This is a genomic window from Comamonas sp. NyZ500 (genome assembly GCF_016772095.1).
GTDB classification, from domain to species: Bacteria; Pseudomonadota; Gammaproteobacteria; order Burkholderiales; family Burkholderiaceae_C; genus Comamonas; species Comamonas thiooxydans.
On the sequence record NZ_JAEIJE010000001.1, the window covers coordinates 271,822 to 295,385 of the forward strand.

Here is a 23,564-nt window from a genome sequence, read left to right on the forward strand (position 1 = left end):
GCCACCTTGTACATTGCATCTCACTTCAAGGGGACTTCAAGCTTGGTCAAGTTGCCAGCCAACTTGTGCAAGTCGCTATTGGTGCCTACGAGGCGCTGCTGAAGTTGGCTGCATTGCTCGTCGGTGCACGCCTCATGGATCGGGGGTGCTCTTACAGTTGGACCGTGCCTTGCATGCAGGTGACTGTGTGGCCTCCAATCCACAGTTGTTGTTGTTCATCCTGCTGCACGGACACTCGGCCGTTGCGGCCAACGCGGATCCCTTGGCTTGCCACGTAGGGCGCCTGCATATGTTTCTGCGCGATTAGCCACTGAGCCAGGTTGCCATTCAGGCTGCCGGTAACCGGGTCTTCCACACCGGTGGTGGAAAAGGCGCGCACTTCCAGCTGTGCCTGTATCTCCTGGCAGGCGCCGCCAATCAGTGGCATCGCATTGGTGGCCTGATACAGAGCAGCGACCCCCACCTTGTGGCCCAGGGCCTTGATGCGTGCCAAGTCGGGCTCCAGGCCGAGAACGCTGTCGGTATTGTCCAGCAGCAGGCACAGCCACTGTGCTCCATTGTCCAGGTAGGCGGCATCCTGTATTTGGGCTGCGTCTATGCCCAGAGCCTCGTAGATCAGGTGCAAATGGTCAGGCAGGGGCAGGGCCTGGTGGGCCGGAGTGGCGAAGGCCAGGCCGTGGATCGAGCGCTGGATGGGGATCAGACCCTTGGCGCACTCTTGCACGATGCGCTCTGGATGCTTGGGGACCCCGCCCTGGGCGAGCCAAGCGTGGCAGGTGCCCAGCGTCGGGTAGCCGGCAAACGGCATTTCGGCGGCCGGGGTGAAGATGCGCACTCGATAGTCGGCGCCCTGGGCGCGGCCCGCGTCCGTCGGGGGCAGGACAAAGGTGGTCTCGGACAGGTTGGTCCAGCGCGCAAAGTTTTGCATCTGCGCATCGTCAAGGTCGCGCCCATCGAGCACTACAGTCACGGGGTTGCCGCGGTAGGACACGGCCGTGAAGACATCCACGGTCATGAAAGGGCGGGGCTGAAGGGGGATGGCGGTGCTCATGGCGGAGGGATGTTGGTGGACAGCAGTAGACAAGAAGGCGCACAGCCTGCGACGAGGGGGCGCTGAATCATGTCATGCGCTTGCTGGCGATTTCACTTCGGAACGGCTGCTGTGTGTTGAACAGTGACAGCCGCAATCGGTGGCGGATTCAGCCAGTCGATGCAACACATTGACTACCACTTAGGCTGCAGTAGTGTTGCAAATAGAGCAGGCTTCAGGATTGATAGTTGGAATGGCCGCTTATCGAAGCACGTCAATCGCCTGCACGAGATTCTCACCTGCCATTGCATGCTGCAGAGGCCTGCGTGCCCCGGGGAACCAGTCGCACAACTTACGAGCTGTCAGCTTGATGCTCTCATCCCGCAGTATTTGCAGCATCCGAAATTCTGCTGAGGGTCGGCAGGACCTACAACGGCTGCTCTATCTTTGGAGCCAGTCACTCGACGGTGCAACTAGGTGCGTACTGAATCGAACTGCCGCTTCTGCGCTCAGCGACAGGGTGATGCTTACCCGGAACAGACAGCTATAGCACCTGAATTAAGCCGCGCAGCGAAGCGACGCGGCTTTGTATCCCTAGGGCCTGTACGCGTTGACGTGATCAACTTGCTTGTGGAGACGGTTGAGCATATCGATCAGCAACTCCACTTCTTCATGTGTCAGCGTTTGCAGAAGGCGACGCTCTCTTTCTTTTGCCACATCGAAGATCTGATCATGCAAATGTTGGCCCTCTGCGGTGAGGCTGAGGGTGTATCGCCTCGCGTCTACCGCATCAACTTGTGACTGCACATAACCTGCGTTTTGCAGAACTTGAACAGACTTGCTCACCGCACTCTTGTCCAGTCCGACTACCTGGCATATCCGCTGCGCAGGAATGTGGTTCTCCACAGCCAGCATGGACAACACGCGCCACTCGACGATGCCTACATCGAAGTTCTCTCGATAGACCTGTGATGCCCCGGAGGACAGCTTGTTCGCGATGAAGGCCAGTAACGCCGGCGCGTAGCGCTCAAGGTCGAGTTTCTTTTTTTTCTTCATGCAATCTATGCCAACTTAGGGTAAATATTAGTTGAGATCTCAACAGATTTTTCTACACTGACGCATCTGTGCTTGCACTATAGCTGCGTTTTATTGGTTGATATCTCAACAAAATTTCGAGGCCAACTAGGCAACTGTGAACGGGATCTTGAACATGAGCCATCAATCGATCAAACGCTAAGCCTTGCTCCGCGAGTCCAACTGCCCGGTAGCGGCAACTTAGAACAGGCAACCCAATTACAGCCAAAGTCCATGACGCTCTGTGTCAGGGAGAGGCGTTGGCTTTTTCAATAGAGAGTCCCACATGCTAGAGCTTGTTGTTCAACGAAGAGTGCAGGAAGCTGAAGACATCATCAGCCTTGACTTCATATCTGCGCAAGGAACGGTTCTTCCCGCATTTGAACCAGGAGCCCACATTGATGTTCATTTGCCGAATGGTCTGATCCGGCAATATTCCTTGTGCCATCCAAGCGAATCCCGATCTTCAGCCAAGTACACGATCGCAGTTCAGCGCGAGAAAGAGTCACGCGGTGGCTCGATTTCCGTGCATGAACAGCTCACGGTTGGCTCTAGGGTTCATGCCAGCGAACCCAGAAATCTATTTGAACTGGCACCCGTAGCGAGAAAGCATCTGCTTCTCGCAGGAGGGATCGGGATTACGCCGCTGATCTGCATGGCGCAAGCACTCGCCCTCCGGCAACATGACTTTGAGCTTCATTACTTCTGTCGATCTCAGGCCCGCGCAGCCTTTGGCGATCTGCTGAGATCGGATTCCTTGGCGCAGTCAGTGCATTTGTATCTGGATGGCAACACCAGCGCCCACTTGGCAGAACTTCTGAAAAGGCCTGATCCAGACACTCATATCTACGTGTGTGGTCCAAGTGGCTTCATGGACTGTGTGCTTGGCACTGCATCGGAGCGTAATTGGCCATTAGGCAATGTGCACAAGGAGTTCTTCGCCGCTGGCTCATCGCCGCAGGAAGGCGACCAGCTGTTTGAAGTGCAGATTGCCAGCACAGGATACCGATACGAGATACCCGTGGGTGCATCGGTGTTCGAAGTGCTTGATCAAGCCGGCGTGGATATCCCCGTGTCTTGCGAGCAAGGCATATGCGGAACCTGCGTGACCCGTGTGCTGGAGGGTGTTCCAGACCACCGTGACCAATATTTGACGGACGCAGAGAAGGCTGCGAACAAGTGCTTCACGCCTTGTTGCTCACGAGCTCGCAGCAAGCTGCTGGTGCTCGATCTTTGATTCCAGCCTTCCCTCAACGATTTTCCAAGGAGACCTACGATGACCACTATTTCGATTCATCCTGCTCGAGAGAGCGCTGTGCCGCAAAGGAGCAAATTTCCCCTCAATCAGTGGTATGTCGCAGCACATTCATCAGAGCTGGCCGACAAGCCGGTTGGGCGTAAGTTACTGGGAGAGGCTGTAGTGCTGTTCCGTATCGGTGACGGCACAGTGGCGGCACTTGAAGATCGTTGCTGCCATCGTGCTTTGCCGTTGTCCGCTGGAACTGTGGAGAGCTGCGGATTGCGCTGCGGCTACCACGGTCTGCTCTACAACCATGAGGGCAAGTGCGTGGAGATCCCCGGCCAGGAGAGAATTCCTTCCAAGGCCAAAGTTTCGGCCTATCACGTACAAGAGCGGGACGGACTCATTTGGATCTGGTTCGGTAAGCCAGAGAATCCCGAGCCTATGTGCGACGCACCCTCGTATTCGGTTCACAGCTCGCCAGAGTATGTCTATGGGGGCGACGTTTACCACTACAACGCACCGTACCAGCTCATCCACGACAACCTGTTGGATCTCAGTCACCTTGGTTATGTGCATTTGCACACCATCGGGGGCAATGCCAAGCTGCATATGAATGCAGAAATGAAGGTCGAAAGCGAAGGAGACTTTGTCAGAGTGGTGCGGTATATGCCCGACTCGGTGCCGCCTCCGACATACTCCGCAGCTTATCCTTTCAAGGGGAATGTGGACCGTTGGCAGGAGATCGAATTTCGCGTATCCCATCTGCTGATCTGGACAGGTGCTGTCGATCAGGGAACCGACGCTATGGACGATCCGCAAAGAGGCGGCTTTCACATGCGTGGGTTTCATGGGGTGACGCCAGAGAGCGAGACGACTTGCCACTACTTCTGGACCATGGCGACCAATCCGATCAAGGACATAGAGGAAGTCAAACGCAAGGTTCTGGAGCAAACCGAGCTCACCTTTGACGAGGACAAGGTCGTGATTGAAGCGCAGTATCAGAACATGATTCGCTTCGGGCCTAAGTCCATGATCGATATCCATGTTGACGTGGGAGCGAATCGCGCTCGACGGATTATTGAGAGATTAATGGTTTAACTCCCTATGCGAAAGGCATGGGTTGTTTGGGCTCAATCCTCTCAAGTACACCTCTGCATCAACGGTAATCAGCGGGTATCTATCTCGCGCCTGATCGCCACCTAAATCCGCTTCAGAAAACCCAGATGGACTGCTTTAGCTATGAGCAGGCTCAGACCAAGGCCAAGCTACGCCTGACGTAGCAATTTATAAAAGGAGACAACCATGAACTCTTCAGTCGTGGGGAAAATGGATGATGAGCCAATGTCTGCATATCAATGGTTTGTCATCGCACTATGCTTTCTCATCAATATGCTTGATGGGTTTGATGTGCTGGTGATGGCTTTCACGGCTACGTCGGTCGCCAGTCAATGGGCGTTGAGTGGCGTACAGCTGGGCTATTTACTCAGTGCAGGGCTTGTGGGTATGGCCCTGGGTTCGCTGGTTATCGCGCCTTGGGCTGACAGGATAGGCCGACGACCGCTCATCATGCTGTGTATTGCGATTGCTGGCATCGGCATGCTGGCATCTGCATATGCACAGTCCGCCGTTCAACTGGGTGCGCTGCGACTGTTCACCGGTTTGGGCATCGGAGGCATTCTAGCCAGCAGTTATGTGATCGCTGGCGAGTATGCATCTAGTCGCTGGCGCGGTTTGGCCATCAGTTTGCAAGCCACGGCATATGCCTTGGGGGCCACTATTGGGGGGCTGATTGCAACGCAACTGATCCCTAGCCTGGGCTGGCGATCAGTATTCCTGTATGGCGGGGTGGCGACATTGGTGACTTTGCCAGTCATGTTTTTGTGGTTGCCTGAATCGTTGGATTTCCTGATTGCTAAGCGTCCCTCCAATGCGCTTGGGAAGATGAACATCATTCGATTGAAAGTAGGACTGGAGCCTCTGGCGCAAATGCCCGCTTTCAATCAATCGACGGCAACAGCAGGAGCGAACCGTGTTACCAGCTTGCTTGCACCTGGACTTGCCGCGTCTACCTTGCTGATTTGGGCCGCCTTTTTTATCGTTATGTTCGGCTTTTACTTTGTGATGAGCTGGACCCCGAAGTTGCTGGTGACGGCGGGATTGTCCAACCAGCAAGGTATCACTGGTGGCGTTCTGCTCAATGTGGGAGGCATTGTCGGTACTTCGCTAATTGGTTTCCTGGCAGCAAAGTACCGACTGTCCCGGGTACTCATGCTCTATCTCATCATTAACGCTGCATTGATGTGCACATTTGTGAGCCTGCTTGGCAACTTGGGAATGGCATTCGCGACCGCCCTGGCTATTGGTGTGTTTGTCAACGGATGCGTTGCTGGACTCTATGCTTTGACACCGAACATCTATACCGCGACACAGCGCGTCACGGGACTGGGGTGGGCAATCGGCGTGGGGCGCATCGGCGCTATTGTCTCGCCATTGGTCGCGGGCAAGCTCATTGACGCCAGTTGGAGGCCTGACCAGCTCTTTTCGCTCTATGGTCTTGTCTTCTTGGGTGCTGCATTAGCCGTTTATCAACTACAGCGCAGGAATACTGCTTCAACTGCGCCTCAGCCATTGGTGATGCATGATGCCCCTGAGACAGCCGATTGATATGAACTTCTGACCGCCTGCTCCTGGCCGGTAGCACTGGTTCGTGGACCTCGCTACCTACGGCGCGATTGGCTCTGGATCACGCCACAGCCCGACTTTGCGTGCCATGGCCTCTTGCTCGGCAAACTCATACTGTCCACGCGCCTGGGGAGACTGTTCGTGGCCACAGGCGCGGTACCACCGGGCCATGCCTTGGGTGATCATGGCCAAGCCGGCATCGAGCGTGCGTGGCCCGCTGGGTGCCGATGCAGGCGTCACCCAAACAGAGCAGATCTGTCGCTGGAACCGATCTGTCTTGGTGCAGCGCAGTTCTGCCTCCTTAAGAAATGTCAGTTCAGCCAATGCTTGTCGGGCGCTCTCGCCGAATGGTTGCTTGCGCTCGGGTGCATCGATGCCCTGCAGCCTGACCGTGATCTGCTCATAAGCGCCAGGCTCACCACAGCGCGCGGTCAGGGTGCGACCGTCTGAGATGCCGATGACGAGGCAGAGAAGGGTGGCTACAAGCATGGCTTCAGTCTATTGGGCAAGAAAAAGGCCCGCAACGCGGGCCAATCATCAATCCAGATAGATGCACAAGTTGTTGATTTCAATTGCCTGCGATGCCCGGCTTTGTTTGATTCTTCAGACCATCTTCGTGGCTGGAAAGCAAGCAAATCAACAGCTTGTGTGTGTAAAGGTGTCTGCAAATGCCACCGGCTCGTCATCCTGAACCGGGGGTTCAGGTGGGCAAGAGCAACCTATCGTTGGGTTCATCTGACGCGAGACGATCACGCTCAATAGGTGATTTATCAAGCCCATGCTCGTTGAGCATTGGTTCAAGGAAATATAAAAACCGGCAGATTTGCAGACGGTTTTATTCTAACGGGTATTGGCAGTCGCGCGGAGGTCATGACTGCTTTGCTGCTGAGGTTACCCGATCAGAGCAGCCTGGCGTCAGCATCCAGTGCCTGATCGAGCTTGAGCACCAGTTGCTCGGCAAGCTCCTGCTGGCGCTGCAGCTCAGCCTGGGCGGCCTCATTGACCTCGGCGGGGGCGAGCTGCTCCTGAGCAAGCGCCTGCATTTCTGCCTGGGCGTTGGCCATAAGGGCTTGCTGGGCATCGCGGTCAAGCACGTCGAAAGCCATGTTGAGGGCTGCCAGCACTGCCACGCGCTCGCGCGAGCGGACCTTGCCGCTGTCGCGGATGCGGTTCATGGCTTCGTCCACGCGGCGAACGGCTTCCTGCACACGTTCTTCTTGACCATCGGGGCAGGTCAGCACATAGCTTTGCTGCATGATTTGCACATCGATCTGCTTCATGGGCGTCAGTGGCGGGTCTGGTGATGGAGGGTGACGACTGTCACTCTCCCTGGTTGGCGGGCAGGCGTTCGATCAAGGCATCGACGCGCGCACGTGCGGCCTGCAGGCGCAGACGCAGCAAATCGCGCTCTTGCGTCAGAGCGATGACCTGATCGGTGAGCAGGGTGTTGGTGCGCTGCAGTTCCTCGTGGCGCACCAGCAGACGCTCTACGCGCTCGGCAATGAGATCAAGAGAGGGCTGGGTGGTCATAGACTCTGCCATTGTAGGTCTTGCAGTCCGTGGGTGAGTATAAATGTGCAGGCAAATTCAGCAGTTTGTGCAGGAGCACAGGCTGCTTGACTGCCGCAATCGTAAAACTGCAATATTTCTCTCAAAATCGTAGCGTGCTGCACAAGTTCTGTGTACCTCAAACGCATATTTAAGGTAAAAAATCGTCACCTGAGCCGCGCTCGGTTACTCCGAATGAAGGATCTGCGCCGCGTAGCGCTCATTACAATGGGCGTCTGTTGGTGCTCGAGGCCGCTTTTCTGTGGGCTCAGTTCAACGGGAAGCAGGGAGGTGCTGGCCAGACACACTGGCACACCGAACCTGCGCTGCCCCCGCAACGGTCGGCGAATGGAGTGCGTAGCACTCCTCCTTTTCCATTCATGGCCACTGGCGCTTGCGTGCTGGGAAGGCTGGCAAAAGGAAGAATCGCCTAGCCCGGATACCGGCCAACATGGGTTGCCTGCATTCTGTGCAGGTATGTTTGCTCAATGTCGGCGGGTTGGCTGGGTTGGGCGCTTTCTTGCAGATTTCTCATGCCTAGAGTTTCCTCGCCAGTGCGCAGCGTGGCGCCATTTTCCCGCACCCGTGTAGCAGTTGCGGCTGTGCTTTTTTTTGCTTCTTTCTCTAGTCTGAGTACCCATGCGCAAACTGCGGGGGGACGTCAGCTGGCTGAGACAGTCGTCACTGGCAGCCGTGCTGAGGCTTCTGTGGACCAGCTGGCGGCAGATGTGACCGTAATTGACACCAAGAAGATTGAGCGTGCGGTTGGCAGCAGCCTGCCAGAGCTACTCCAGCGTGAGGCCGGGCTGCAGATGAGCAGCAATGGTGGCCTTGGGAAGGAGACTAGTGTCTTCACACGTGGCACGGAGAGTCGCCACACTATTTTGCTGGTGGATGGTGTGCGTTATGGTTCTGCGACTAGCGGTGGTCCTTCTTGGAGCAATATTCCGCTGGCTTCCATTGAGCGCATTGAGGTGATCAAGGGCCCCGCTTCATCCTTGTACGGCAGCGATGCGGTGGGCGGGGTGGTGCAGATTTTCACCAAAAAGGGGGTGGGTGATAAGCCTTTCAACCCCTACGCCAGCGTGACGCTTGGAAGCGATCACTTTGCACAGGCTGCTGCAGGTCTGAGTGGTTCGCAGCAAGGCTGGAACTATTCGCTGAATGCCCAGCGTACGACGGAGCATGGCTTCTCTTCTACTAACCCTAAAGTGCCATACGGCAACTTTAATCCGGACCGTGATCCTTTTCGTCAAAGCACACTCAATGCCTCCTTGGGCTACGAGATCAACCCCAATTGGCGCGTAGATGGCAGCGTGCTCTATTCCGAGGGTGTCAATCATTTCGATGACGGCCCGGGCGTGGATACACGCAGCGCTCTGCGCTCCCAAGTCAGCACGGCATCTGTCACAGGCAGGATCTTGCCGGATTGGAAGTCCAAGTTCACCATTAGTCATTCGCGCGATGAAAGCAATGCCATCGCGTCGGCCCAGTCGTACAACTTGCCTGGTCTGTTTGCAACGACACAGCGCCAGTACCAATGGCAAAACGATATCGCTACGCCTGTGGGTCTGGTGGTGGCGGGTCTGGAGCGTCTTGAGCAAGAGGTCAAGAGCAGCACCAAATACTCGGTGACCGAGCGGACAGTGAACTCCGGTTTTGTGGGTCTGACCGGTGAAAAAGCAGGCCATAGCTGGCAGGCGAATCTGCGCAGAGACGACAACTCCCAGTTCGGCAGCAAGAATACCTGGGGTGTTGGATATGGATTGCAGCTGAGCTCTCAATGGCGGATGCATGCGTCCCACGGAACCAGCTTTGTCGCGCCGACTTTCAATCAGTTGTACTGGCCTGACTATGGCTCGCCGGACCTTAAGCCGGAGCAGGGACGCAACACTGATGTAGGAGTGACTTGGAGCGAGGGCGGTCACTCTGTGAAGCTGGTCCGCTTTGATAATCGTATTCGTGGCTACATCGCGAACACCACCAAGCCAGAGAACATTCCTCGCAGTCGTATCAAAGGTTGGACCTTGGGGTATAGCGGCCAGTTCATGGGCTGGACCCTGCGTGCTGACTACGATCAGCTTGACCCGCGCAACAGCCTGACTGGCACGCTGCTGCCACGTCGTGCGCGCCATGTGACGCGGCTGTCGGCGGACAAGGATTGGGGTGGCTGGACCTTTGGCGCTTCCGCCCAGTCTGTGGGCAAGCGCTATGACGACGTTAAAAACACACCAGAAAAGCTACTGGGTCAATACACAACCGTGGACTTGTATGCCAGCTACCGTCTGGACAAGGACTGGACGCTGTCTGCCAGGGTATCCAACCTTACGGACAAGGACTACACCACGGCCTATGGCTACAACACGCGCGGCCGTGCAGGTTATCTGACCTTGCAGTGGCAGCCGCGATGAGAGGTGACCAGTGCAATCGAGGTGTTTGCAATGACTGAGATCACGCGCTGCCCGGCGCTGCTGATCAGTGCTCCGGCCTCCGGCCAGGGCAAGACCACCATCACGGCTGCCCTGGCTCGCCTGCATGCACGCCAGGGACGCAAGGTGCGCGTATTCAAGTGCGGGCCGGATTTTCTGGACCCCTATTGGCACGAGCTGGCCAGCGGTTCGCCCGTGCATTCGGTGGATTTGTGGATGACGGGCGAGGGGGATGTGCGCCAGCGTCTGAATGAGGCGGCCCAGGAGGCCGATCTGATTCTTGTCGAAGGCGTGATGGGCTTGTTCGACGGCAACTTCAGCGCTGGCGATCTGGCGCAGTTGCTGGGTCTGCCTGTGCTGGCTGTGGTCGATGCCTCGGCCATGGCGGGCACTTTCGGGGCGCTGGCCTATGGCTTGCAGCATTACCAGGGCGGTCTGCGCTGGGCCGGCATGCTGGCCAACCGCGTGGCCACGGCTCATCATGCCGATCTGCTCAGGCAAGGCCTGCGCGACCAGTCGCTGTGGCTGGGTGCCATGCCCGGTGTGCAACTGGGCGATGCAGCGGTCAAGGCCAAGTCAGCAGCGCTGCTGCCCGAGCGCCACCTGGGCCTGATTGCAGCCCACGAGCTTGGCGATGCCTTGGAGCGCCTGGACGCTGCGGCCGACGCCCTGGCCCAGACTCCCCTGGGGCAACGGGCCTGGAGCTCGGACGACGGTCAGCCCAGCTGGCAGGACTGGAACGTGGACTTTGCAGCGCCCGACATGTCCGGCGATCAAGCTCGGCTGGAGTCCTGGCTGGGCGGGCGTCGCATTGCCATCGCGCGCGATGCGGCGTTTTCCTTTATTTATCCCGCCAATCTGGACTGTCTGCGTGCCATGGGGGCCGAGTTGTGCTTTTTCTCGCCGCTGGCTGGCGATGCGCTGCCGCCCTGCGATGCGATCTGGCTGCCCGGCGGCTATCCGGAGCTGCATGCCCGGGCCTTGCATGAGAACCGGCCGTTGCGCGACGGCCTTGCCGAGCATATGGCGCAGGGCAAGCCGGTCTGGGCCGAGTGCGGCGGCATGCTTGCCCTGTGTGATGGAGTAGCTGCCCTGGACGGCAGCACCCAGCCCATGTGGGGGCTGCTGCCAGGTCAGGTTGTGATGCAGAGCCGGCTTGGCGGTCTGGGCATGCAGCAGCTGGCGCTCGATATGGGCTTGCTGCGCGGCCATACCTTTCACTACACAAGGCTGGAGACGGCCATGCCGGTGCTCACGCGCAGCAGCCGTCCCGGCGCAGCCGTACAGGCAGACCGTGGCGAGGCACTTTATCAATATGGCAGTGTGCGGGCCAGTTACTTTCATGCCTGGTTTCCGTCCTGCCCGGCAGCGGTGGCGTCGCTTTTTGGCGCAACAATCGAAGACTGAGCCTTTTGTCCATCACCACCATGAGCCCTGCAAGCACCTCCTCCTTCGTCATGCCGCGTACTCAGCTGATTCTGGGCGGGCAAAAAAGCGGTAAATCCCGTCGTGCAGAGCTGCTGGCGCGCCAGTGGCTGCAGATGGATGCCGGGAATCAGGCTGCGCTGGTGGCGACCGGCCAGGCCTGGGATGCGGAAATGAGCGAGCGCATTGCGCGCCACCAGCGCGACCGCGCCGAGCGCGTGCCAGGCATGTTGACCATAGAGGAGCCTCGCGAGCTGGCCCAGGTGCTGGCCCAGCACAGCAGCCCGCAGCGCCTGCTGGTGATTGATTGCCTGACCCTGTGGCTGACAAACTGGTTGATGCCGGTGCAGACCGGGAATTCTGAAGACAGCCCATCTCCAGCTCCGGACTGGCAAGCACAGCTAGCTCTCTTTCTGAAAGCCCTTGACGAAGCTGCCGGCCCCGTGATTCTGGTCGGCAACGAAATCGGTCTGGGCGTGATTCCCATGGGGCGCGAAGTGCGCGCATTTGTCGATGCGCTGGGCTTGCTCAATCAGCAGGCGGCAGCGCATTGCGAAAGCGTCACGCTGATGTGCGCCGGCTTGCCTCTGGCGTTGAAAGGGCCGCAGGCATGAGGGCCACCGTAAAACAGTTTGCCGCTGCTGCGCTGCTTGTTTGCGGCCTGGCCGGGGCTTTGTCGGTGGCGGCGCAGTCCGTGCAGATCACCGATGCACGTGGCGCGCAGGTGCAATTGGCCAAACCGCCGCAGCGCATCGTCAGCCTGCTGCCCTCGCTGACCGAGAGCCTGTGCGCGCTGGGCGGTTGCGAGCGTCTGGTGGGGGTGGATCGCTATTCCAATTGGCCCGCCCATGTGAAGACCGTGCCCGTGGTTGGGGGCGGGCTGGATCCGAATATCGAGGCTATTGTGGCGCTAAAGCCAGATCTGGTGCTGGTTTCCATGGCATCACGGGCCATTGCGCGAATGGAGGCGCTGGGCCTCAAGGTGGTGGCGCTGGAGCCGCGTACCCACGAGGAAGCGCACACCGTGATGCAGAAAATAGGTCAGCTGCTCGCCTTGCCGCCCACACAGGGCGCAGACCGCGTCTGGACCGGGGTCGAAGCCGACCTGAACAAGGCCGCTGCCAGCGTGCCCGAAGCCATGCGCGGTCAGCGCGTGTACTTTGAAGCCAGTCGCGGCCCGTATGCCGCCGGTGAAAAATCCTTTATCGGCCAGACACTGACGCGGCTGCATCTGCGCAACGTGGTCGACGCCAGGCAAGGGCCGTTTCCGCGCCTGAATCCCGAATATGTGGTCAAGCTGGATCCTGACATTCTGATGGCCGGCGAGCGAGCCTGGAAAACCGGCGTGCCGGAATACCCGGGCTGGGCCCAGATGCGGGCGGTGAAGCAGGGCGCGATCTGCGCCTTCACGCCCGAGGAATCCGACATTTTGGTGCGCCCAGGCCCACGCATGGCCGAGGGGGCGCAAATCATTGCCCAATGTCTGCAGCGTCTGGCGGCAAGGCAGGGCAAGAGCCCATGAACGCCTGCATCTCCAGTCGTCACCGCAGGGGGCAGCGCGGGCTGGCCGCTGCCTGGCTGCTGCTGTGGCTGACGCTGGCTGCTGCTTTGCTGGCGCTGCTGGGCGCGGGTATCGGCAGCACGGGTTTTGAGAGCGTACTCAATGCGCGCCAAGACCCGCTAGCCTGGCAGATCGTGATGGATATTCGCCTGCCGCGCACGGCGGCGGCCTTGCTGGCCGGAGGCCTGCTGGGGCTGGCCGGAGCGGTGGCGCAGGGTGTGTTTCGCAACCCCCTGGCCGATCCTTATTTGCTGGGCAGTGCTTCGGGCGCATCGCTTGGGGTGGCGCTGGCCATGGCCGCCCTGGGTGTCTCTCCTTTCGCTTTGGCCGGTCTGGCGCGCTGGGGCGTGACGGGTGCGGCTTTTGCGGGTGCTGTGCTTGCCGTGGTGCTGACCCTGGTGCTGGCCAAGGGCGTGCAGAACACCATGCGCCTGCTGCTGGCCGGCGTGGTGGTGGGTGTGGTGCTGGGCGCCGCCGCATCGCTGGTGCTGCTCATGAACCCCGACATCATGCAGGCCATGCAGTCTTTCATGCTGGGCAGCACGGCGTTTGCGGGCTGGCCTGCCTGCGCTCTCATGCTGTGGGTGCTGCTGCCCGCGCTGGTGCTGGCCTGTAGCCTCAGCCGCGTGCTCGACGGCTTGGCACTCGGCGAGGCCACGGCCCATAGTCTGGGTCTGCCGCTGGCGCCGCTGCGTCTGCTGCTGATCGTGCTGCTGGCGCTGGCCACGGGCACCGCCGTGGCGCAGACCGGTTTGATCGCTTTTGTAGGCCTGGCTGCGCCCCATCTGGTGCGTTCCATGGTGCGCGCGCTGCACCGCTGGCTGCTGGTGCTAAGTAGTCTGATGGGGGCGGTGCTGCTGCTGGCCGCCGACCTGCTGGCGCGATGGTTGATCGCACCGCAGGAGCTTCCCGTGGGGGTGCTGACGGCGGTGCTTGGAGGCAGCTATCTGCTGTGGCTGATGCACAAGCGTGGCGCCATGCCGTCTGGAGAGGGCGCATGAGCAGCAATATCGAGACTGGAATCGCGTTGGCGACCGAGGCTCTGAGCGTGCAGCTGGGCGAGCGTGAAGTGCTGCGCCAGGTCAGCCTGCGCATTCCCCGGGGTCGCTGGACGGCCATCGTTGGCCCCAATGGCGCGGGTAAATCCACGCTGCTGCGCGCCATGGCCGGCATGCGTGCCGCCAACCAGCGGCAAAGCGGCGCGGTGCTTTTGCAGGGCCGTGAGCTGGGCGACTGGAATGGCCGCGAGCGTGCCAAGGCCCTGGCCTGGCTGGGCCAGAATCAGCCTGTTGCGGCTGATATGGCCGTGTATGACGTGGTCATGCTGGGGCGTTTGCCCCACCAGGGTTGGCTGGCTCCGGCCTCGAACGCCGACCGGCAGGCCGTGGAGCAGGCGCTGCGCCAGACCCATGCCTGGGACTGGCGCCAGCGCAGCATAGGCCAGCTATCGGGAGGTGAACGTCAGCGCGTGCTGCTGGCAAGGGCCCTGGCCGTGCAGGCCCGGACTCTGCTGATGGATGAGCCACTGGCCAATCTTGACCCGCCGCACCAGACCGACTGGATGCTGACGGCCCGCAGTCTGGTGCAGCAAGGCGCGACCCTGGTCAGCGTGCTGCACGAGTTGTCCTTCGCCTTGCTGGCTGACGAAATGGTCGTCATACAGGCCGGCCGTATCACCCACCAGGGCGCTTGCAGCGATCCCGCCACCCATGCCGCGCTGGAGGCCGTGTTTGACCGGCGCATACAGGTGCGCGAACTCGATGGCCTGTGGCTGGCTCTGCCGCGCCTGAGCTGAGCTCGGTCGCAATTCTTGATTTTTTTGCCCTTTAGTCCTTGATAGACAAGCGAGAGTAGCTATGAATATTGAAACTCCTCCCACCGAGAAGCCTTACGAAAAGCCCGAGGGCGAGCGCCGCGGCCTGATCATCGTCAACACCGGCAATGGCAAGGGCAAGAGTACGGCCGCCTTTGGTCTGGCCTTTCGCGCCACGGGCCGGGGCAAGGCCGTCAAGGTCTATCAGTTCATGAAGGTGCCGACGGCCCGCTTTGGCGAGCACCGCCTGGCCGAGCAGGTCGGTCTGCCCATCGAAGGGCTTGGCGACGGCTTTAGCTGGAAGAGCAAGGACCTCGATCACTCCGCCCAACTGGCGCGTGACGGCTGGGAAAAGGCCAAGGCCGATATTCTCTCGGGCGAGCTGTTTCTGGTCGTGCTCGACGAGATCACCTATCCGCTGATCTATGGCTGGCTGCCGCTGCAGGAGGTGCTGGACACGCTCAAGGCACGCCCCAAGGATGTGCATGTCTGCCTGACAGGCCGCCGCTGCCCGCAGGAGATCATCGATATCGCCGACACCGTGACCGAGATGACGCTGATCAAACATGCTTTCCAGGCGGGTATTCCCGCTCAAAGAGGTATCGAAGACTGATGGCTTTTGCCATGTCTGTGGCGCGACAATAGTTCCATGACCGAATCCAAGACCAGCTCTTTCGCGACGATTGCCGCAACGCCATTCACCGAGGCCGAGCGGGCTGCCGTCTACCGCGCCATCTATGAGCGCCGCGACATGCGTCATTTTGCGGGCGGTAAGGTCCCCGACGAGGTCTTGCTGCGCCTGTTGCGTGCGGCGCATCACGCGCCCAGCGTGGGGTTCATGCAGCCCTGGCGCTTTATTCGGGTCAAGAGCGCCGAATTGCGCCTGCAGATCCACGGCCTGATCGAGGAGGAGCGCGTGCGCACCGCCCATGCTCTGGGCGAACGTGAAGAAGACTTCATGAAGCTCAAGGTCCAGGGCGTGCTCGATGCGGCCGAGGTGCTGGTTGTCGCCATGCCGCCTGGACGCGAGGCCCATATCTTCGGCCGCCGCACCCTGCCCGAGATGGACATCGCCAGCAGCGCTTGTGCCATCCAGAACCTCTGGCTGGCAGTGCGTGCCGAAGGTCTGGGCATGGGCTGGGTCTCGATTTTCGACCCGCTGGCGCTGGCCAGATTGCTGCAGATGCCTGAAGGCGCTCACCCGCTGGGCGTGCTCTGCCTGGGCCCTGTCGATGCCTACTATGCCGAGCCCATGTTGCAGCAGGAAAAATGGGCCTGCCGGGCGCCTCTGGAAGACATGCTGATGGACGATGTCTGGGACGACTCGCGTGTGGTGGCCGCGGCGACCAAGGGCAAGCCGGGCAGCGGGCCGTGCGCCGCGAAGAGCAAAACAGACACATGACGAGTTTCGGCTGGACTGAGCTGATCGGTCTTTCTCTCAGTCCGCTGGCATGGCTCTATCAGACATTTACCGCCAGTGATCTGGCGGCGCCTAACTGGGCTGCCAATGTGCAAGCCGGCTTGCTGGCCTTGCTGGTTGCCCTGCTGCTGGACCGGCTTTGGGGCGAGCCGCCGGTGTGGCTGCACCCCGTGGTGCTGATGGGCAAATTACTGGGCTGGTCGGGGCAGGCGCTTGCGCCGCGTGCCGAAGTGCAGCGCGACTATCTGCGTTTTTGCCTTGCAGCAATTGTCTGGTGTGCGCTGGCAGCTCTGTTTTTCATGGTTTATGGCCTCGCCCAGTTCATGCTGGGTTTTGCACCCTGGTGGCTCTGGGGGCTGGTGATGGGCGTGTTGCTCAAGCCGCTGCTGTCCTGGCGCATGCTCAAGGACGAGGTGCTGGCCGTGGAGGCCGCACTGCAGCAATCGCTGCCCGCCGGGCGGGAGCGCCTGAGCTGGCTGGTGAGCCGCGACACGACACAGCTGGACGCAGCCACCGTGCGCGAAAGCGCCATCGAGACCCTGGCCGAGAACCTCAGCGACTCCGTGATCGCTCCGCTGTTCTGGTTTGCCGTGGCCGGCTTGCCCGGGGCGGCCGTCTATCGTTTTGCCAATACGGCCGATGCCATGTGGGGCTACCCCGGCTGGCGAGGCCAGGGCATGCGCCGTCGTCACTGGCAATGGGCAGGCAAATGGGCGGCCCGCGCCGACGATGTGCTGAACTGGATTCCGGCGCGCATCACCGTAATGTGGCTGGCGCTGCTGGCCGGCGGCCTGTCCTGGACCGGTTTGAGGCGCGATGCAGCCGTGACACCATCGCCCAATGGCGGCTGGCCCATGGGGGCCATGGCGCAGGCACTGGGGGTTCAGCTTTCCAAGCCCGGCGTCTATAGACTCAACCCTCAGGGGCGGGCACCGCAGGCGGCTGATCTGAAGCTGTCTGTAAAATTGGCATCAAAAGTGATCGGGTTGCATGTGCTGCTTGCATTGATTGCTATGATTTTGATGTTTCTGTGGAGAGGAAGGCTGCTTGCCAATGTTTGATGTGAATGCGGCAGCCATGCATGGCGGTACCGATGCGCAGGGCGTTCCGGCGCATGATTTTTCGACCAATCGCAATGCCTGCGGGCCTTGTCCCATGGCCGTGAAGGCGTTGCAGGCCGCCCATATAGCGCAATACCCCGATCCGCAATACGGGGCATTGCGCGCGCAGCTGTCGGCTTTTCATGGCGTGGCGGTAGAGCGCATCCTGATCGGCGGCAGCAGCAGCGAGCTGATTCATCGCCTCACGCTGCACGCTGTGCGCAGCGGTGCCAAAAGCGTGCAGTTTCCCCAGCATCACTATGGCGACTATCTGCAGGCTGCGCGGGTGTGGCGGCTGGCGCTGTGCCGCCGCACAGAAGCGGCCGTGGCGCCGGTGCTCAGCTGGGCCTGCGAGCCTTCAAGCCCGCTGGGGGCGATGGAAGACATCTGGCCTGACTGGCAGCAACCGCCGGCGCAGAAGGAATGGCGCGTGCTGGACTGCGCCTACCGTCCGCTATGGCTGGAGGACCAGCCACCCGAGCGCAATCTCGACGCCGTCTGGCAGCTGTGGACGCCCAACAAGGCCCTGGGCATGACGGGTGTGCGCGCTGCCTATGCGATTGCGCCCATGCAGGCCGCAGCGGCAGAGCTGCAGGCGCTGAATGCGCTGGCGGCATCCTGGGTGGTGGGCTCGCATGGCGTGGCCATGCTGCAGGCCTGGGTGACGGACGAGGTGCAGCAATGGCTGGCCCACAGCCTCATGACCTTGCGCCGCTGGAAGGCGCAGCAGCTGGCGCTGTGCGAGAGGCTGGGCTGGCAGGTCGTTCCCGGTCATCAGGCCAATTACTTTGTCGCAGGTCTGCCGCTGGCAGAGCTTGCCGCGCCTCTTGCCGGCCTGCGTGCCCAGGGCATCAAACTGCGCGACTGCGCAAGCTTTGGCCTGAGCGGCCATGTGCGGTTGGGCGTGCTGCCGCCCGTGTCGCAGGCCGCGCTGGAACAGGCCTGGAAAAGCATCCAATGACCTTGCCGATCAGACCTGATGGGCGCAAGGCGCTACCATTTCCCATGGACACTGAAACCTTGAAGCTGCGCTCGGTGCTGGTGGAGCGCTATGTCACGCCGCTGCGCGAAGGCGGCTCCATGCCGGCGATTGTCGAGACCGACGACCTGGGCACCTATGTGCTCAAGTTCCGGGGCGCTGGGCAGGGCGTGCGCGCGCTGATGGCCGAGATCATCTCGGGCGGCATGGCACGTGCGCTGGGCCTGCCGGTGCCTGAAATCGTGCTGCTGCACTTGAACGGTGACCTGTCCCGCACCGAGTCCGACCCCGAGATCCAGGACCTGATTCGCGCCAGCGACGGGCTGAACGTGGGGCTGGACTATCTGCCGGGCTCCATCAACTTTGACCCGGCGGTCGACGTGGTGGACGACGACTTTGCATCGCGCCTCGTGTGGTTCGACACCCTGGTCAGCAATGTGGACCGCACGGCGCGCAACACCAATATGCTGATGTACCAGAAGCAGCCCTGGCTGATCGATCATGGCGCGAGTCTGACCTTTCACCATGCCTGGAACGGAGTCGTCGCCGATCCGGCCAAGCCTTTTGCGCCCAGTGCCGAGCATGTGCTGCTGCCGCAGGCCAGCCAGCTGGCGCAGCTGGATGCGCAGCTGGCCGCCAAGCTTGGGCCCGAAGTGCTCAAGAGCATCGTGGACGAGGTGCCCGACTGCTTTCTGGAGCAGGCCGCTGCCGACAAAGAGGGCGATGTGTTCAGGAATGTGCAGGCCCATCGCGCGGCCTATGTGAATTATTTCGTGGCCCGGCTTGCCGAGCGTGGCCGCTGGTTGCAAGGAGTGATCGATGCACGCGCATGAGGTCTACGACTACGCCATCGTGCGGGTAGTGCCGCGCGTGGAGCGTGAGGAATTTGTGAACGCGGGTGTGATCCTCTCCTGCCAGCGCACCGGTCATCTGCAGGCTGCCGTGGCCCTTGACGAACAGCGTCTGCTGGCGTTGGATCCGAATGTGGATCTGGAGGCCGTGCACCGTCACCTGGGCTCCATCGTGGCCATCTGCGAAGGCAGGATCGATGGCGGGCCGATTGCGCAGCTGCCCATGCGTGCACGCTATCACTGGCTCACGGCCAAGCGCAGCAGCATCATCCAGACCTCGCCCTCGCATATGGGCATGTGCACCCATCCCGGCGAGGCGCTGGCCAGAATCCTGCAGCGCGTGGTGCTGCCGATCCCAATCGAGACTTAAGACATGACAGCACGTTGCATCATGGTGCTGGGCACCAGCAGTGGCGCGGGCAAAAGCTGGGTGGCCACGGCGCTGTGCGCCTACTACCGCAGCCAGGGCCTGAAGGTTGCGCCGTTCAAGGCGCAGAACATGAGCAACAACGCGCGCGTTGTGGCCACGCCCGAGGGCCGCTGGGGCGAGATCGGCACGGCCCAGTATCTGCAGGCGCTGGCCGCGGGTGCGGTTCCCGATGTACGGATGAACCCGCTGCTGCTCAAGCCCGAGGCTGACACGCGCAGCCAGGTCGTGCTGTTCGGACAGGTCAATGAGGAGCTGAGCGCCATGCCCTGGCGAGGTCGCAGCCTCAAGGTCTGGCCGCAGATCGCGCAGGCGCTGGACGAGCTGCGTGCCGAAAACGATGTGGTGGTGATCGAAGGCGCGGGCTCGCCGGCCGAAATCAATCTGCATGCCAGCGATGTGGTCAATATGCGTGTGGCCAAACATTGCAACGCACACTGCCTGCTGGTCTCGGACATAGACCGAGGCGGAGCCTTTGCCCATCTCTACGGCACCTGGGCACTGCTGCCTGAGGATGAGCAAAAGCTCATCAAGGGCTTTGTGCTCAACAAGTTCCGGGGTGATGCAGCACTGCTGGCACCGGCGCCCCAGATGCTGGAAGAGAAGACGGGTGTGTCCACGGTGGCTTGCATTCCCATGCAGTTTCAGCATGGTCTGCCCGAGGAGGACGGCGTGTTCGATGATCGCGGCAGTACGGGAGCCGGGCGGGCCGTTCACACCACGATTGCCATCATCGCCTATCCGCGCATCAGCAATCTCGATGAATTTCAGCCCCTGTTGCAAGTGCCAGGCGTGCGCGTGATCTGGGCTCGCTCTCCCGCGCAACTCGCCGAGGCGGACTGGGTCATTCTGCCGGGCAGCAAGGCCACGGCTGCCGACCTGGCCTGGATGCGAGCACAGGGGCTGGATGCAGCCGTCGTCGCTCATGCCGGACTCGGCAAGCGGGTGCTGGGTATTTGCGGCGGTCTGCAGATGTTGGGCGAGGCGCTGATTGATCTGCATGGAGTGGACGGCAATGCCGCAGGCCTGGGTCTGCTGCCGCTGGCGACCCTGTTTGCGCAGGACAAGACTGTGCAACCCACGACCCTGCAACTGCCTGCGTTGCAAGCCCCATGGAATGCCCTGAGTGGCGTGCCGGCACGTGGCTACGAGATCCACCACGGCCAGACCCAACTGCGCGCCGACATGCAGACGGCCAGTGTGCGACCGGCTCAGGAGCTGTTGCCCGGCATGCTATGGCAGGGAGGCAACAGCGCTGTCATCGGTACCTATCTGCACGGTCTGTTTGAAAACGCCGAGGTAATTCATGCGTTGTTCGGCCACGATGCACCCAGCCTGGAGCAGGTGTTTGCGCGGCTGGCGCAGGGCGTGGGGCAATGGTTTGAGCCGACCGCGCTCCAAGCACCGGCTTGATTTGTAGGGCTATTCCTACGGGTGCATAGCCGCTGAACCGATAAGCCCTGCCTGAGAGTGCGTGCAAGCTGACCGAGCTATTCACTTTTTGGAATGGAGTTGCGTATGGCTTTTTTCAAGGTTCAGACTCTTCAACTAGCTTTGGGTGCGGCGGTTTTGTCGCTGGCAGGCATGGCCAGCGCACAGACGGATGCGGCCAAGCCGGCGGCTGAAGCAGCTGCGATGGATGCGGCCAAGCCCGCGATGAAAAAGCACCACCATCGCCATCATCACAAGGGCCAGCGTCCCATGCGCGAGAGCAATTCGTCTTCACGCGAGGCGATGGCGGCAAGTGCCGAAGCCAAGAAGGGCAAGCTCGACGACGGCCAGGGCATCAGCCAGTACGAGCGCAATGCCTACGCCCGTTGCGGTGTGTTCAAGACCGAAATCGACCAGCAGGCCTGTATGGCGCGTGTCAAGGACGGCGCTGTCAGCGGCTCGGTCAAGGATGGCGGCATCCTGCGCGAAATCACGGTTGAGGAAGTCATTCGCTGAGGCTTTGCCGCGTCTTCCGCCAAGGCCCTTAGGGGCCTTTTTTCATGCAGCTCCTGAGCAATCGGCGAACTTGGCGTTGCGGTGCCGATGAAAGCGCGATACTTGCAGGATCCCAAAAACGTGCCTTCCGCATCCCGGTGGTGGATGGCACTCAGGCCTGATGCACCGGGAATGACTGCATGCATGAGTTCCGCTTCTTTTTCCGAATTCCTACCGTCCACCATCTGGTCCTGTCCGCAGGTGCAGGACATCCATGACGCAGCGCTGCAAGCCTGCGTCCAGCATCGCCTGGATTTCAAGACCAAGCCCCAGGGATCGCTGGGCGTGCTGGAACAACTGGCCTTGCGCATTGCCGGCATCGTGGGTTGCGAGACTCCCAATCTGTATGCACCACAGATGGTGGTGTTCGCTGCGGATCATGGACTGGCTGCTCAGGGTGTGTCGGCCTATCCGGTCGATGTGACTTGGCAGATGGTGGAAAACTTCCTCGCTGGCGGCGCGGCCGTAAGCGTGCTGTCTCTGCAGAACGGAATTGATCTGAATGTCGTGGACTGCGGCGTGGCCCGCGACTTTGAGGTGCGCGAGCAGGATCCTGCGCACAAGCTTCCCAAGGCCCATGAGCCACGCCTGTGGCGGCGCAAGGTGGCCTATGGCACGGCGGACTGCAGCCAGGGTCCGGCCATGAGCGAAGCGCAATGTGCGATGGCGCTTCGCAATGGCGGGGAACTGGTCAAGAAACTGCCGGGCAATGCGCTGTTGCTGGGCGAGATGGGCATAGGCAATACATCCAGCGCATCATTGCTGCTGGCGCGTCTGTGCGGCGAGCCGATAGAGGAGGTGACCGGGGTGGGCACGGGCCTGAGCAGCGAAGGCCTGGCGCGCAAGATCGCCGTGCTCGGGCGGGTGCTGGATTTCCACGCCGACGTGCAAGAGCCACTGGCTGTACTGGCAGCTATGGGCGGACTGGAGATTGCGACCATGACGGGAGCTGTGCTGCAGGCCGCTGCAGAACGCCGCCTGATCGTGGTGGATGGCTTTATCACCACGGCCGCCGTGCTGGTGGCCAGCCGCCTGCAGCCCCATGTGCTGCAGCGCTGCGTGTATGCGCACCGATCGGGTGAGCCGGGTCATGCCCGTATGTTGGCTCAGCTGCAGGCACAGCCCATGCTGGACTGGCAATTGCGCCTGGGCGAGGGTTCTGGCGCGGCGCTGGTCTGGCCGCTGCTGTGCTCGGCCTGCACCATGCTCAACGAAATGGCCAGTTTTGAATCGGCCGGCGTCAGCGGCAAGAGCTGAGGAACTTGAAAAAATATAGCTGCAAGCGCTTTGCGGATATTCGTTTGAGGCGTTTTCAGCTCTTTTTGCCAGCTGCAGGTGCCGGGGTTTTGGGCGTGAAATCGCAGTATTTTGAAGCCACGCATTCCCAGCAGCGGGGCTTGCGCGCCTGGCAGACATAGCGGCCCAGCAGGATCAGCCAGTGATGGGAGTCCACCGCGTATTCGTCGGGTACGCGCTTGAGCAGCTGCTTTTCGACTTCCAGCGGATTCTTGCCAGGTGCCAGCCCCGTTCGGTTGCTGACGCGGAAGATGTGCGTGTCCACGGCCATGGTGGGCTGACCGAAAGCCACGTTGAGCACCACATTGGCGGTCTTGCGGCCTACGCCGGGAAGGGCTTCCAGCTCTTCGCGGGTTCTGGGTACTGTGCCTCCGTGCAGCTGAACCAGCATGCGGCAGGTCTCCATCAGATGCTTGGCCTTGCTGCGGTACAGGCCTATGGTCTTGATGTAGCTCTCCAGCCCCTCAAGCCCCAGATCCAGAATGGCCTGCGGAGTGTTAGCAACAGGAAAAAGCTTGCGCGTGGCCTTGTTCACCCCTACGTCGGTGGCCTGGGCAGACAGCAGCACGGCGGTCAGTAACTCGAACACCGTGGTGTATTCCAGCTCGGTTTGTGGCGTGGGGTTGGCGGCCTTGAGCGCAGCAAAAAACGGCGCTATATCGTTTTTCTTCATGGGCGATATTGTGGCTTGTCGTTCAGG

24 protein-coding genes and 1 riboswitch are annotated in these 23,564 nt (G+C 60.8%); of the genes, 18 read left to right on the top strand and 6 right to left on the bottom strand.

The annotated features are described in order from the left end of the window. Window positions 1-151 precede the first annotated feature (151 nt). Complete coding sequence (locus JAO85_RS01240; protein ID WP_202787262.1) at window positions 152-1,051, bottom strand: PhzF family phenazine biosynthesis protein; 900 nt, start codon at window positions 1,049-1,051, stop codon at window positions 152-154. 573 nt (window positions 1,052-1,624) lie between these two features. After that, complete coding sequence (locus tag JAO85_RS01245; protein WP_003063067.1) at window positions 1,625-2,086, bottom strand: MarR family winged helix-turn-helix transcriptional regulator; 462 nt, start codon at window positions 2,084-2,086, stop codon at window positions 1,625-1,627. A 304-nt stretch (window positions 2,087-2,390) separates the two neighbouring features. On the opposite strand from JAO85_RS01245, the gene JAO85_RS01250 reads away from it, so the two are divergent. The 3 genes from JAO85_RS01250 (at window position 2,391) to JAO85_RS01260 (ending at window position 6,011) form a co-directional block, all read left to right on the top strand. Continuing rightward, window positions 2,391-3,341 carry a PDR/VanB family oxidoreductase gene (locus JAO85_RS01250; RefSeq protein WP_202787263.1) on the top strand — a complete coding sequence of 317 codons (951 nt, stop codon included), beginning with the start codon at window positions 2,391-2,393 and terminating at the stop codon, window positions 3,339-3,341. Window positions 3,342-3,380: 39 nt separating this feature from the next. Next, the gene (locus JAO85_RS01255) at window positions 3,381-4,445 is read left to right on the top strand and encodes an aromatic ring-hydroxylating dioxygenase subunit alpha (protein WP_202787264.1); all 1,065 of its coding nucleotides are present in this window, start codon (window positions 3,381-3,383) and stop codon (window positions 4,443-4,445) included. A gap of 204 nt (window positions 4,446-4,649) precedes the next feature. Continuing rightward, on the top strand, window positions 4,650-6,011 hold the full coding sequence (locus JAO85_RS01260) for an MFS transporter (RefSeq protein WP_202787265.1): 1,362 nt from the start codon (window positions 4,650-4,652) through the stop codon (window positions 6,009-6,011). 57 nt (window positions 6,012-6,068) lie between these two features. Here the strand turns inward: JAO85_RS01260 and JAO85_RS01265 are convergent, their stop codons facing one another. From JAO85_RS01265 to JAO85_RS01275, 3 genes are all read right to left on the bottom strand, one after another. Further along, on the bottom strand, window positions 6,069-6,518 hold the full coding sequence (locus tag JAO85_RS01265; protein ID WP_202787266.1) for a thermonuclease family protein: 450 nt from the start codon (window positions 6,516-6,518) through the stop codon (window positions 6,069-6,071). A gap of 410 nt (window positions 6,519-6,928) precedes the next feature. Continuing rightward, window positions 6,929-7,309: a cell division protein ZapA gene (locus JAO85_RS01270; protein ID WP_012837949.1), complete on the bottom strand. Its 381-nt coding sequence runs from the start codon at window positions 7,307-7,309 to the stop codon at window positions 6,929-6,931. Between the two features lie 40 nt (window positions 7,310-7,349). Continuing rightward, the gene (locus tag JAO85_RS01275; protein ID WP_003063053.1) at window positions 7,350-7,559 is read right to left on the bottom strand and encodes a hypothetical protein; all 210 of its coding nucleotides are present in this window, start codon (window positions 7,557-7,559) and stop codon (window positions 7,350-7,352) included. A 241-nt stretch (window positions 7,560-7,800) separates the two neighbouring features. Then, a riboswitch (cobalamin riboswitch) is annotated at window positions 7,801-8,043 on the top strand. Between the two features lie 67 nt (window positions 8,044-8,110). On the opposite strand from JAO85_RS01275, the gene JAO85_RS01280 reads away from it, so the two are divergent. The 15 genes from JAO85_RS01280 (at window position 8,111) to cobT (ending at window position 22,825) form a co-directional block, all read left to right on the top strand. Then, window positions 8,111-9,988 carry a TonB-dependent receptor domain-containing protein gene (locus JAO85_RS01280; RefSeq protein WP_237734652.1) on the top strand — a complete coding sequence of 626 codons (1,878 nt, stop codon included), beginning with the start codon at window positions 8,111-8,113 and terminating at the stop codon, window positions 9,986-9,988. A gap of 30 nt (window positions 9,989-10,018) precedes the next feature. Continuing rightward, the gene (locus tag JAO85_RS01285; RefSeq protein WP_039048521.1) at window positions 10,019-11,413 is read left to right on the top strand and encodes a cobyrinate a,c-diamide synthase; all 1,395 of its coding nucleotides are present in this window, start codon (window positions 10,019-10,021) and stop codon (window positions 11,411-11,413) included. A 50-nt stretch (window positions 11,414-11,463) separates the two neighbouring features. Continuing rightward, window positions 11,464-12,045: a bifunctional adenosylcobinamide kinase/adenosylcobinamide-phosphate guanylyltransferase gene (locus JAO85_RS01290; RefSeq protein ID WP_012837952.1), complete on the top strand. Its 582-nt coding sequence runs from the start codon at window positions 11,464-11,466 to the stop codon at window positions 12,043-12,045. Beyond that, window positions 12,042-12,953, top strand: coding sequence for an ABC transporter substrate-binding protein (locus JAO85_RS01295; protein WP_202787267.1), 912 nt, complete (start codon window positions 12,042-12,044; stop codon window positions 12,951-12,953). The genes JAO85_RS01290 and JAO85_RS01295 overlap by 4 nt, the downstream gene beginning before the upstream one ends. Further along, window positions 12,950-13,993, top strand: coding sequence for an iron ABC transporter permease (locus tag JAO85_RS01300; RefSeq protein ID WP_172415209.1), 1,044 nt, complete (start codon window positions 12,950-12,952; stop codon window positions 13,991-13,993). Before JAO85_RS01295 ends, JAO85_RS01300 begins: the two co-directional genes overlap by 4 nt. After that, window positions 13,990-14,787 (top strand): ABC transporter ATP-binding protein, encoded by a 798-nt coding sequence (locus tag JAO85_RS01305; protein ID WP_202787268.1) that lies wholly within the window; start codon window positions 13,990-13,992, stop codon window positions 14,785-14,787. Before JAO85_RS01300 ends, JAO85_RS01305 begins: the two co-directional genes overlap by 4 nt. A 61-nt stretch (window positions 14,788-14,848) precedes the next feature. Continuing rightward, window positions 14,849-15,418 carry a cob(I)yrinic acid a,c-diamide adenosyltransferase gene (gene cobO / locus JAO85_RS01310; protein ID WP_003080011.1) on the top strand — a complete coding sequence of 190 codons (570 nt, stop codon included), beginning with the start codon at window positions 14,849-14,851 and terminating at the stop codon, window positions 15,416-15,418. Window positions 15,419-15,454: 36 nt separating this feature from the next. Further along, window positions 15,455-16,207 carry a 5,6-dimethylbenzimidazole synthase gene (bluB, locus tag JAO85_RS01315; RefSeq protein ID WP_003063039.1) on the top strand — a complete coding sequence of 251 codons (753 nt, stop codon included), beginning with the start codon at window positions 15,455-15,457 and terminating at the stop codon, window positions 16,205-16,207. Next, on the top strand, window positions 16,204-17,286 hold the full coding sequence (gene cbiB, locus JAO85_RS01320) for an adenosylcobinamide-phosphate synthase CbiB (RefSeq protein ID WP_202787269.1): 1,083 nt from the start codon (window positions 16,204-16,206) through the stop codon (window positions 17,284-17,286). Before bluB ends, cbiB begins: the two co-directional genes overlap by 4 nt. Then, window positions 17,279-18,286: an aminotransferase class I/II-fold pyridoxal phosphate-dependent enzyme gene (locus JAO85_RS01325; RefSeq protein WP_202787270.1), complete on the top strand. Its 1,008-nt coding sequence runs from the start codon at window positions 17,279-17,281 to the stop codon at window positions 18,284-18,286. The genes cbiB and JAO85_RS01325 overlap by 8 nt, the downstream gene beginning before the upstream one ends. Before the next feature lie 65 nt (window positions 18,287-18,351). After that, on the top strand, window positions 18,352-19,137 hold the full coding sequence (locus JAO85_RS01330) for a HipA family kinase (RefSeq protein ID WP_338025565.1): 786 nt from the start codon (window positions 18,352-18,354) through the stop codon (window positions 19,135-19,137). After that, entirely contained in the window at window positions 19,124-19,525 is a 402-nt protein-coding gene (locus JAO85_RS01335) for a DUF3037 domain-containing protein (RefSeq protein WP_012837960.1), read from the top strand. Before JAO85_RS01330 ends, JAO85_RS01335 begins: the two co-directional genes overlap by 14 nt. A gap of 3 nt (window positions 19,526-19,528) precedes the next feature. After that, the gene (locus JAO85_RS01340; protein ID WP_202787272.1) at window positions 19,529-20,995 is read left to right on the top strand and encodes a cobyric acid synthase; all 1,467 of its coding nucleotides are present in this window, start codon (window positions 19,529-19,531) and stop codon (window positions 20,993-20,995) included. Window positions 20,996-21,100: 105 nt separating this feature from the next. After that, complete coding sequence (locus JAO85_RS01345) at window positions 21,101-21,529, top strand: hypothetical protein (protein ID WP_012837962.1); 429 nt, start codon at window positions 21,101-21,103, stop codon at window positions 21,527-21,529. Between the two features lie 183 nt (window positions 21,530-21,712). Then, complete coding sequence (cobT, locus tag JAO85_RS01350) at window positions 21,713-22,825, top strand: nicotinate-nucleotide--dimethylbenzimidazole phosphoribosyltransferase (protein ID WP_039048527.1); 1,113 nt, start codon at window positions 21,713-21,715, stop codon at window positions 22,823-22,825. 55 nt (window positions 22,826-22,880) lie between these two features. On the opposite strand, the gene nth is transcribed toward cobT, so the two are convergent. Further along, a complete protein-coding gene (nth, locus tag JAO85_RS01355; protein ID WP_012837964.1) occupies window positions 22,881-23,537 on the bottom strand; it encodes an endonuclease III in 657 nt (218 codons plus the stop codon). Between the last annotated feature and the right edge of the window lie 27 nt (window positions 23,538-23,564).

What these genes read in the sequence shown, in the direction of transcription:
- JAO85_RS01260 (WP_202787265.1), top strand. Translation starts at nt 4,650, where the DNA reads ATGAACTCTTCAGTCGTGGGGAAAATGGATGATGAGCCAATGTCTGCA.
- JAO85_RS01275 (WP_003063053.1), bottom strand. Translation starts at nt 7,559, where the DNA reads ATGACCACCCAGCCCTCTCTTGATCTCATTGCCGAGCGCGTAGAGCGT.
- JAO85_RS01245 (WP_003063067.1), bottom strand. Translation starts at nt 2,086, where the DNA reads ATGAAGAAAAAAAAGAAACTCGACCTTGAGCGCTACGCGCCGGCGTTA.
- JAO85_RS01290 (WP_012837952.1), top strand. Translation starts at nt 11,464, where the DNA reads ATGCCGCGTACTCAGCTGATTCTGGGCGGGCAAAAAAGCGGTAAATCC.
- JAO85_RS01285 (WP_039048521.1), top strand. Translation starts at nt 10,019, where the DNA reads ATGACTGAGATCACGCGCTGCCCGGCGCTGCTGATCAGTGCTCCGGCC.
- JAO85_RS01280 (WP_237734652.1), top strand. Translation starts at nt 8,111, where the DNA reads ATGCCTAGAGTTTCCTCGCCAGTGCGCAGCGTGGCGCCATTTTCCCGC.
- JAO85_RS01325 (WP_202787270.1), top strand. Translation starts at nt 17,279, where the DNA reads ATGTTTGATGTGAATGCGGCAGCCATGCATGGCGGTACCGATGCGCAG.
- JAO85_RS01250 (WP_202787263.1), top strand. Translation starts at nt 2,391, where the DNA reads ATGCTAGAGCTTGTTGTTCAACGAAGAGTGCAGGAAGCTGAAGACATC.
- JAO85_RS01255 (WP_202787264.1), top strand. Translation starts at nt 3,381, where the DNA reads ATGACCACTATTTCGATTCATCCTGCTCGAGAGAGCGCTGTGCCGCAA.
- JAO85_RS01305 (WP_202787268.1), top strand. Translation starts at nt 13,990, where the DNA reads ATGAGCAGCAATATCGAGACTGGAATCGCGTTGGCGACCGAGGCTCTG.
- JAO85_RS01300 (WP_172415209.1), top strand. Translation starts at nt 12,950, where the DNA reads ATGAACGCCTGCATCTCCAGTCGTCACCGCAGGGGGCAGCGCGGGCTG.
- cbiB (WP_202787269.1), top strand. Translation starts at nt 16,204, where the DNA reads ATGACGAGTTTCGGCTGGACTGAGCTGATCGGTCTTTCTCTCAGTCCG.
- JAO85_RS01345 (WP_012837962.1), top strand. Translation starts at nt 21,101, where the DNA reads ATGGCTTTTTTCAAGGTTCAGACTCTTCAACTAGCTTTGGGTGCGGCG.
- JAO85_RS01240 (WP_202787262.1), bottom strand. Translation starts at nt 1,051, where the DNA reads ATGAGCACCGCCATCCCCCTTCAGCCCCGCCCTTTCATGACCGTGGAT.
- cobT (WP_039048527.1), top strand. Translation starts at nt 21,713, where the DNA reads ATGAGTTCCGCTTCTTTTTCCGAATTCCTACCGTCCACCATCTGGTCC.
- JAO85_RS01265 (WP_202787266.1), bottom strand. Translation starts at nt 6,518, where the DNA reads ATGCTTGTAGCCACCCTTCTCTGCCTCGTCATCGGCATCTCAGACGGT.
- JAO85_RS01340 (WP_202787272.1), top strand. Translation starts at nt 19,529, where the DNA reads ATGACAGCACGTTGCATCATGGTGCTGGGCACCAGCAGTGGCGCGGGC.
- JAO85_RS01295 (WP_202787267.1), top strand. Translation starts at nt 12,042, where the DNA reads ATGAGGGCCACCGTAAAACAGTTTGCCGCTGCTGCGCTGCTTGTTTGC.
- bluB (WP_003063039.1), top strand. Translation starts at nt 15,455, where the DNA reads ATGACCGAATCCAAGACCAGCTCTTTCGCGACGATTGCCGCAACGCCA.
- cobO (WP_003080011.1), top strand. Translation starts at nt 14,849, where the DNA reads ATGAATATTGAAACTCCTCCCACCGAGAAGCCTTACGAAAAGCCCGAG.
- nth (WP_012837964.1), bottom strand. Translation starts at nt 23,537, where the DNA reads ATGAAGAAAAACGATATAGCGCCGTTTTTTGCTGCGCTCAAGGCCGCC.
- JAO85_RS01335 (WP_012837960.1), top strand. Translation starts at nt 19,124, where the DNA reads ATGCACGCGCATGAGGTCTACGACTACGCCATCGTGCGGGTAGTGCCG.
- JAO85_RS01270 (WP_012837949.1), bottom strand. Translation starts at nt 7,309, where the DNA reads ATGAAGCAGATCGATGTGCAAATCATGCAGCAAAGCTATGTGCTGACC.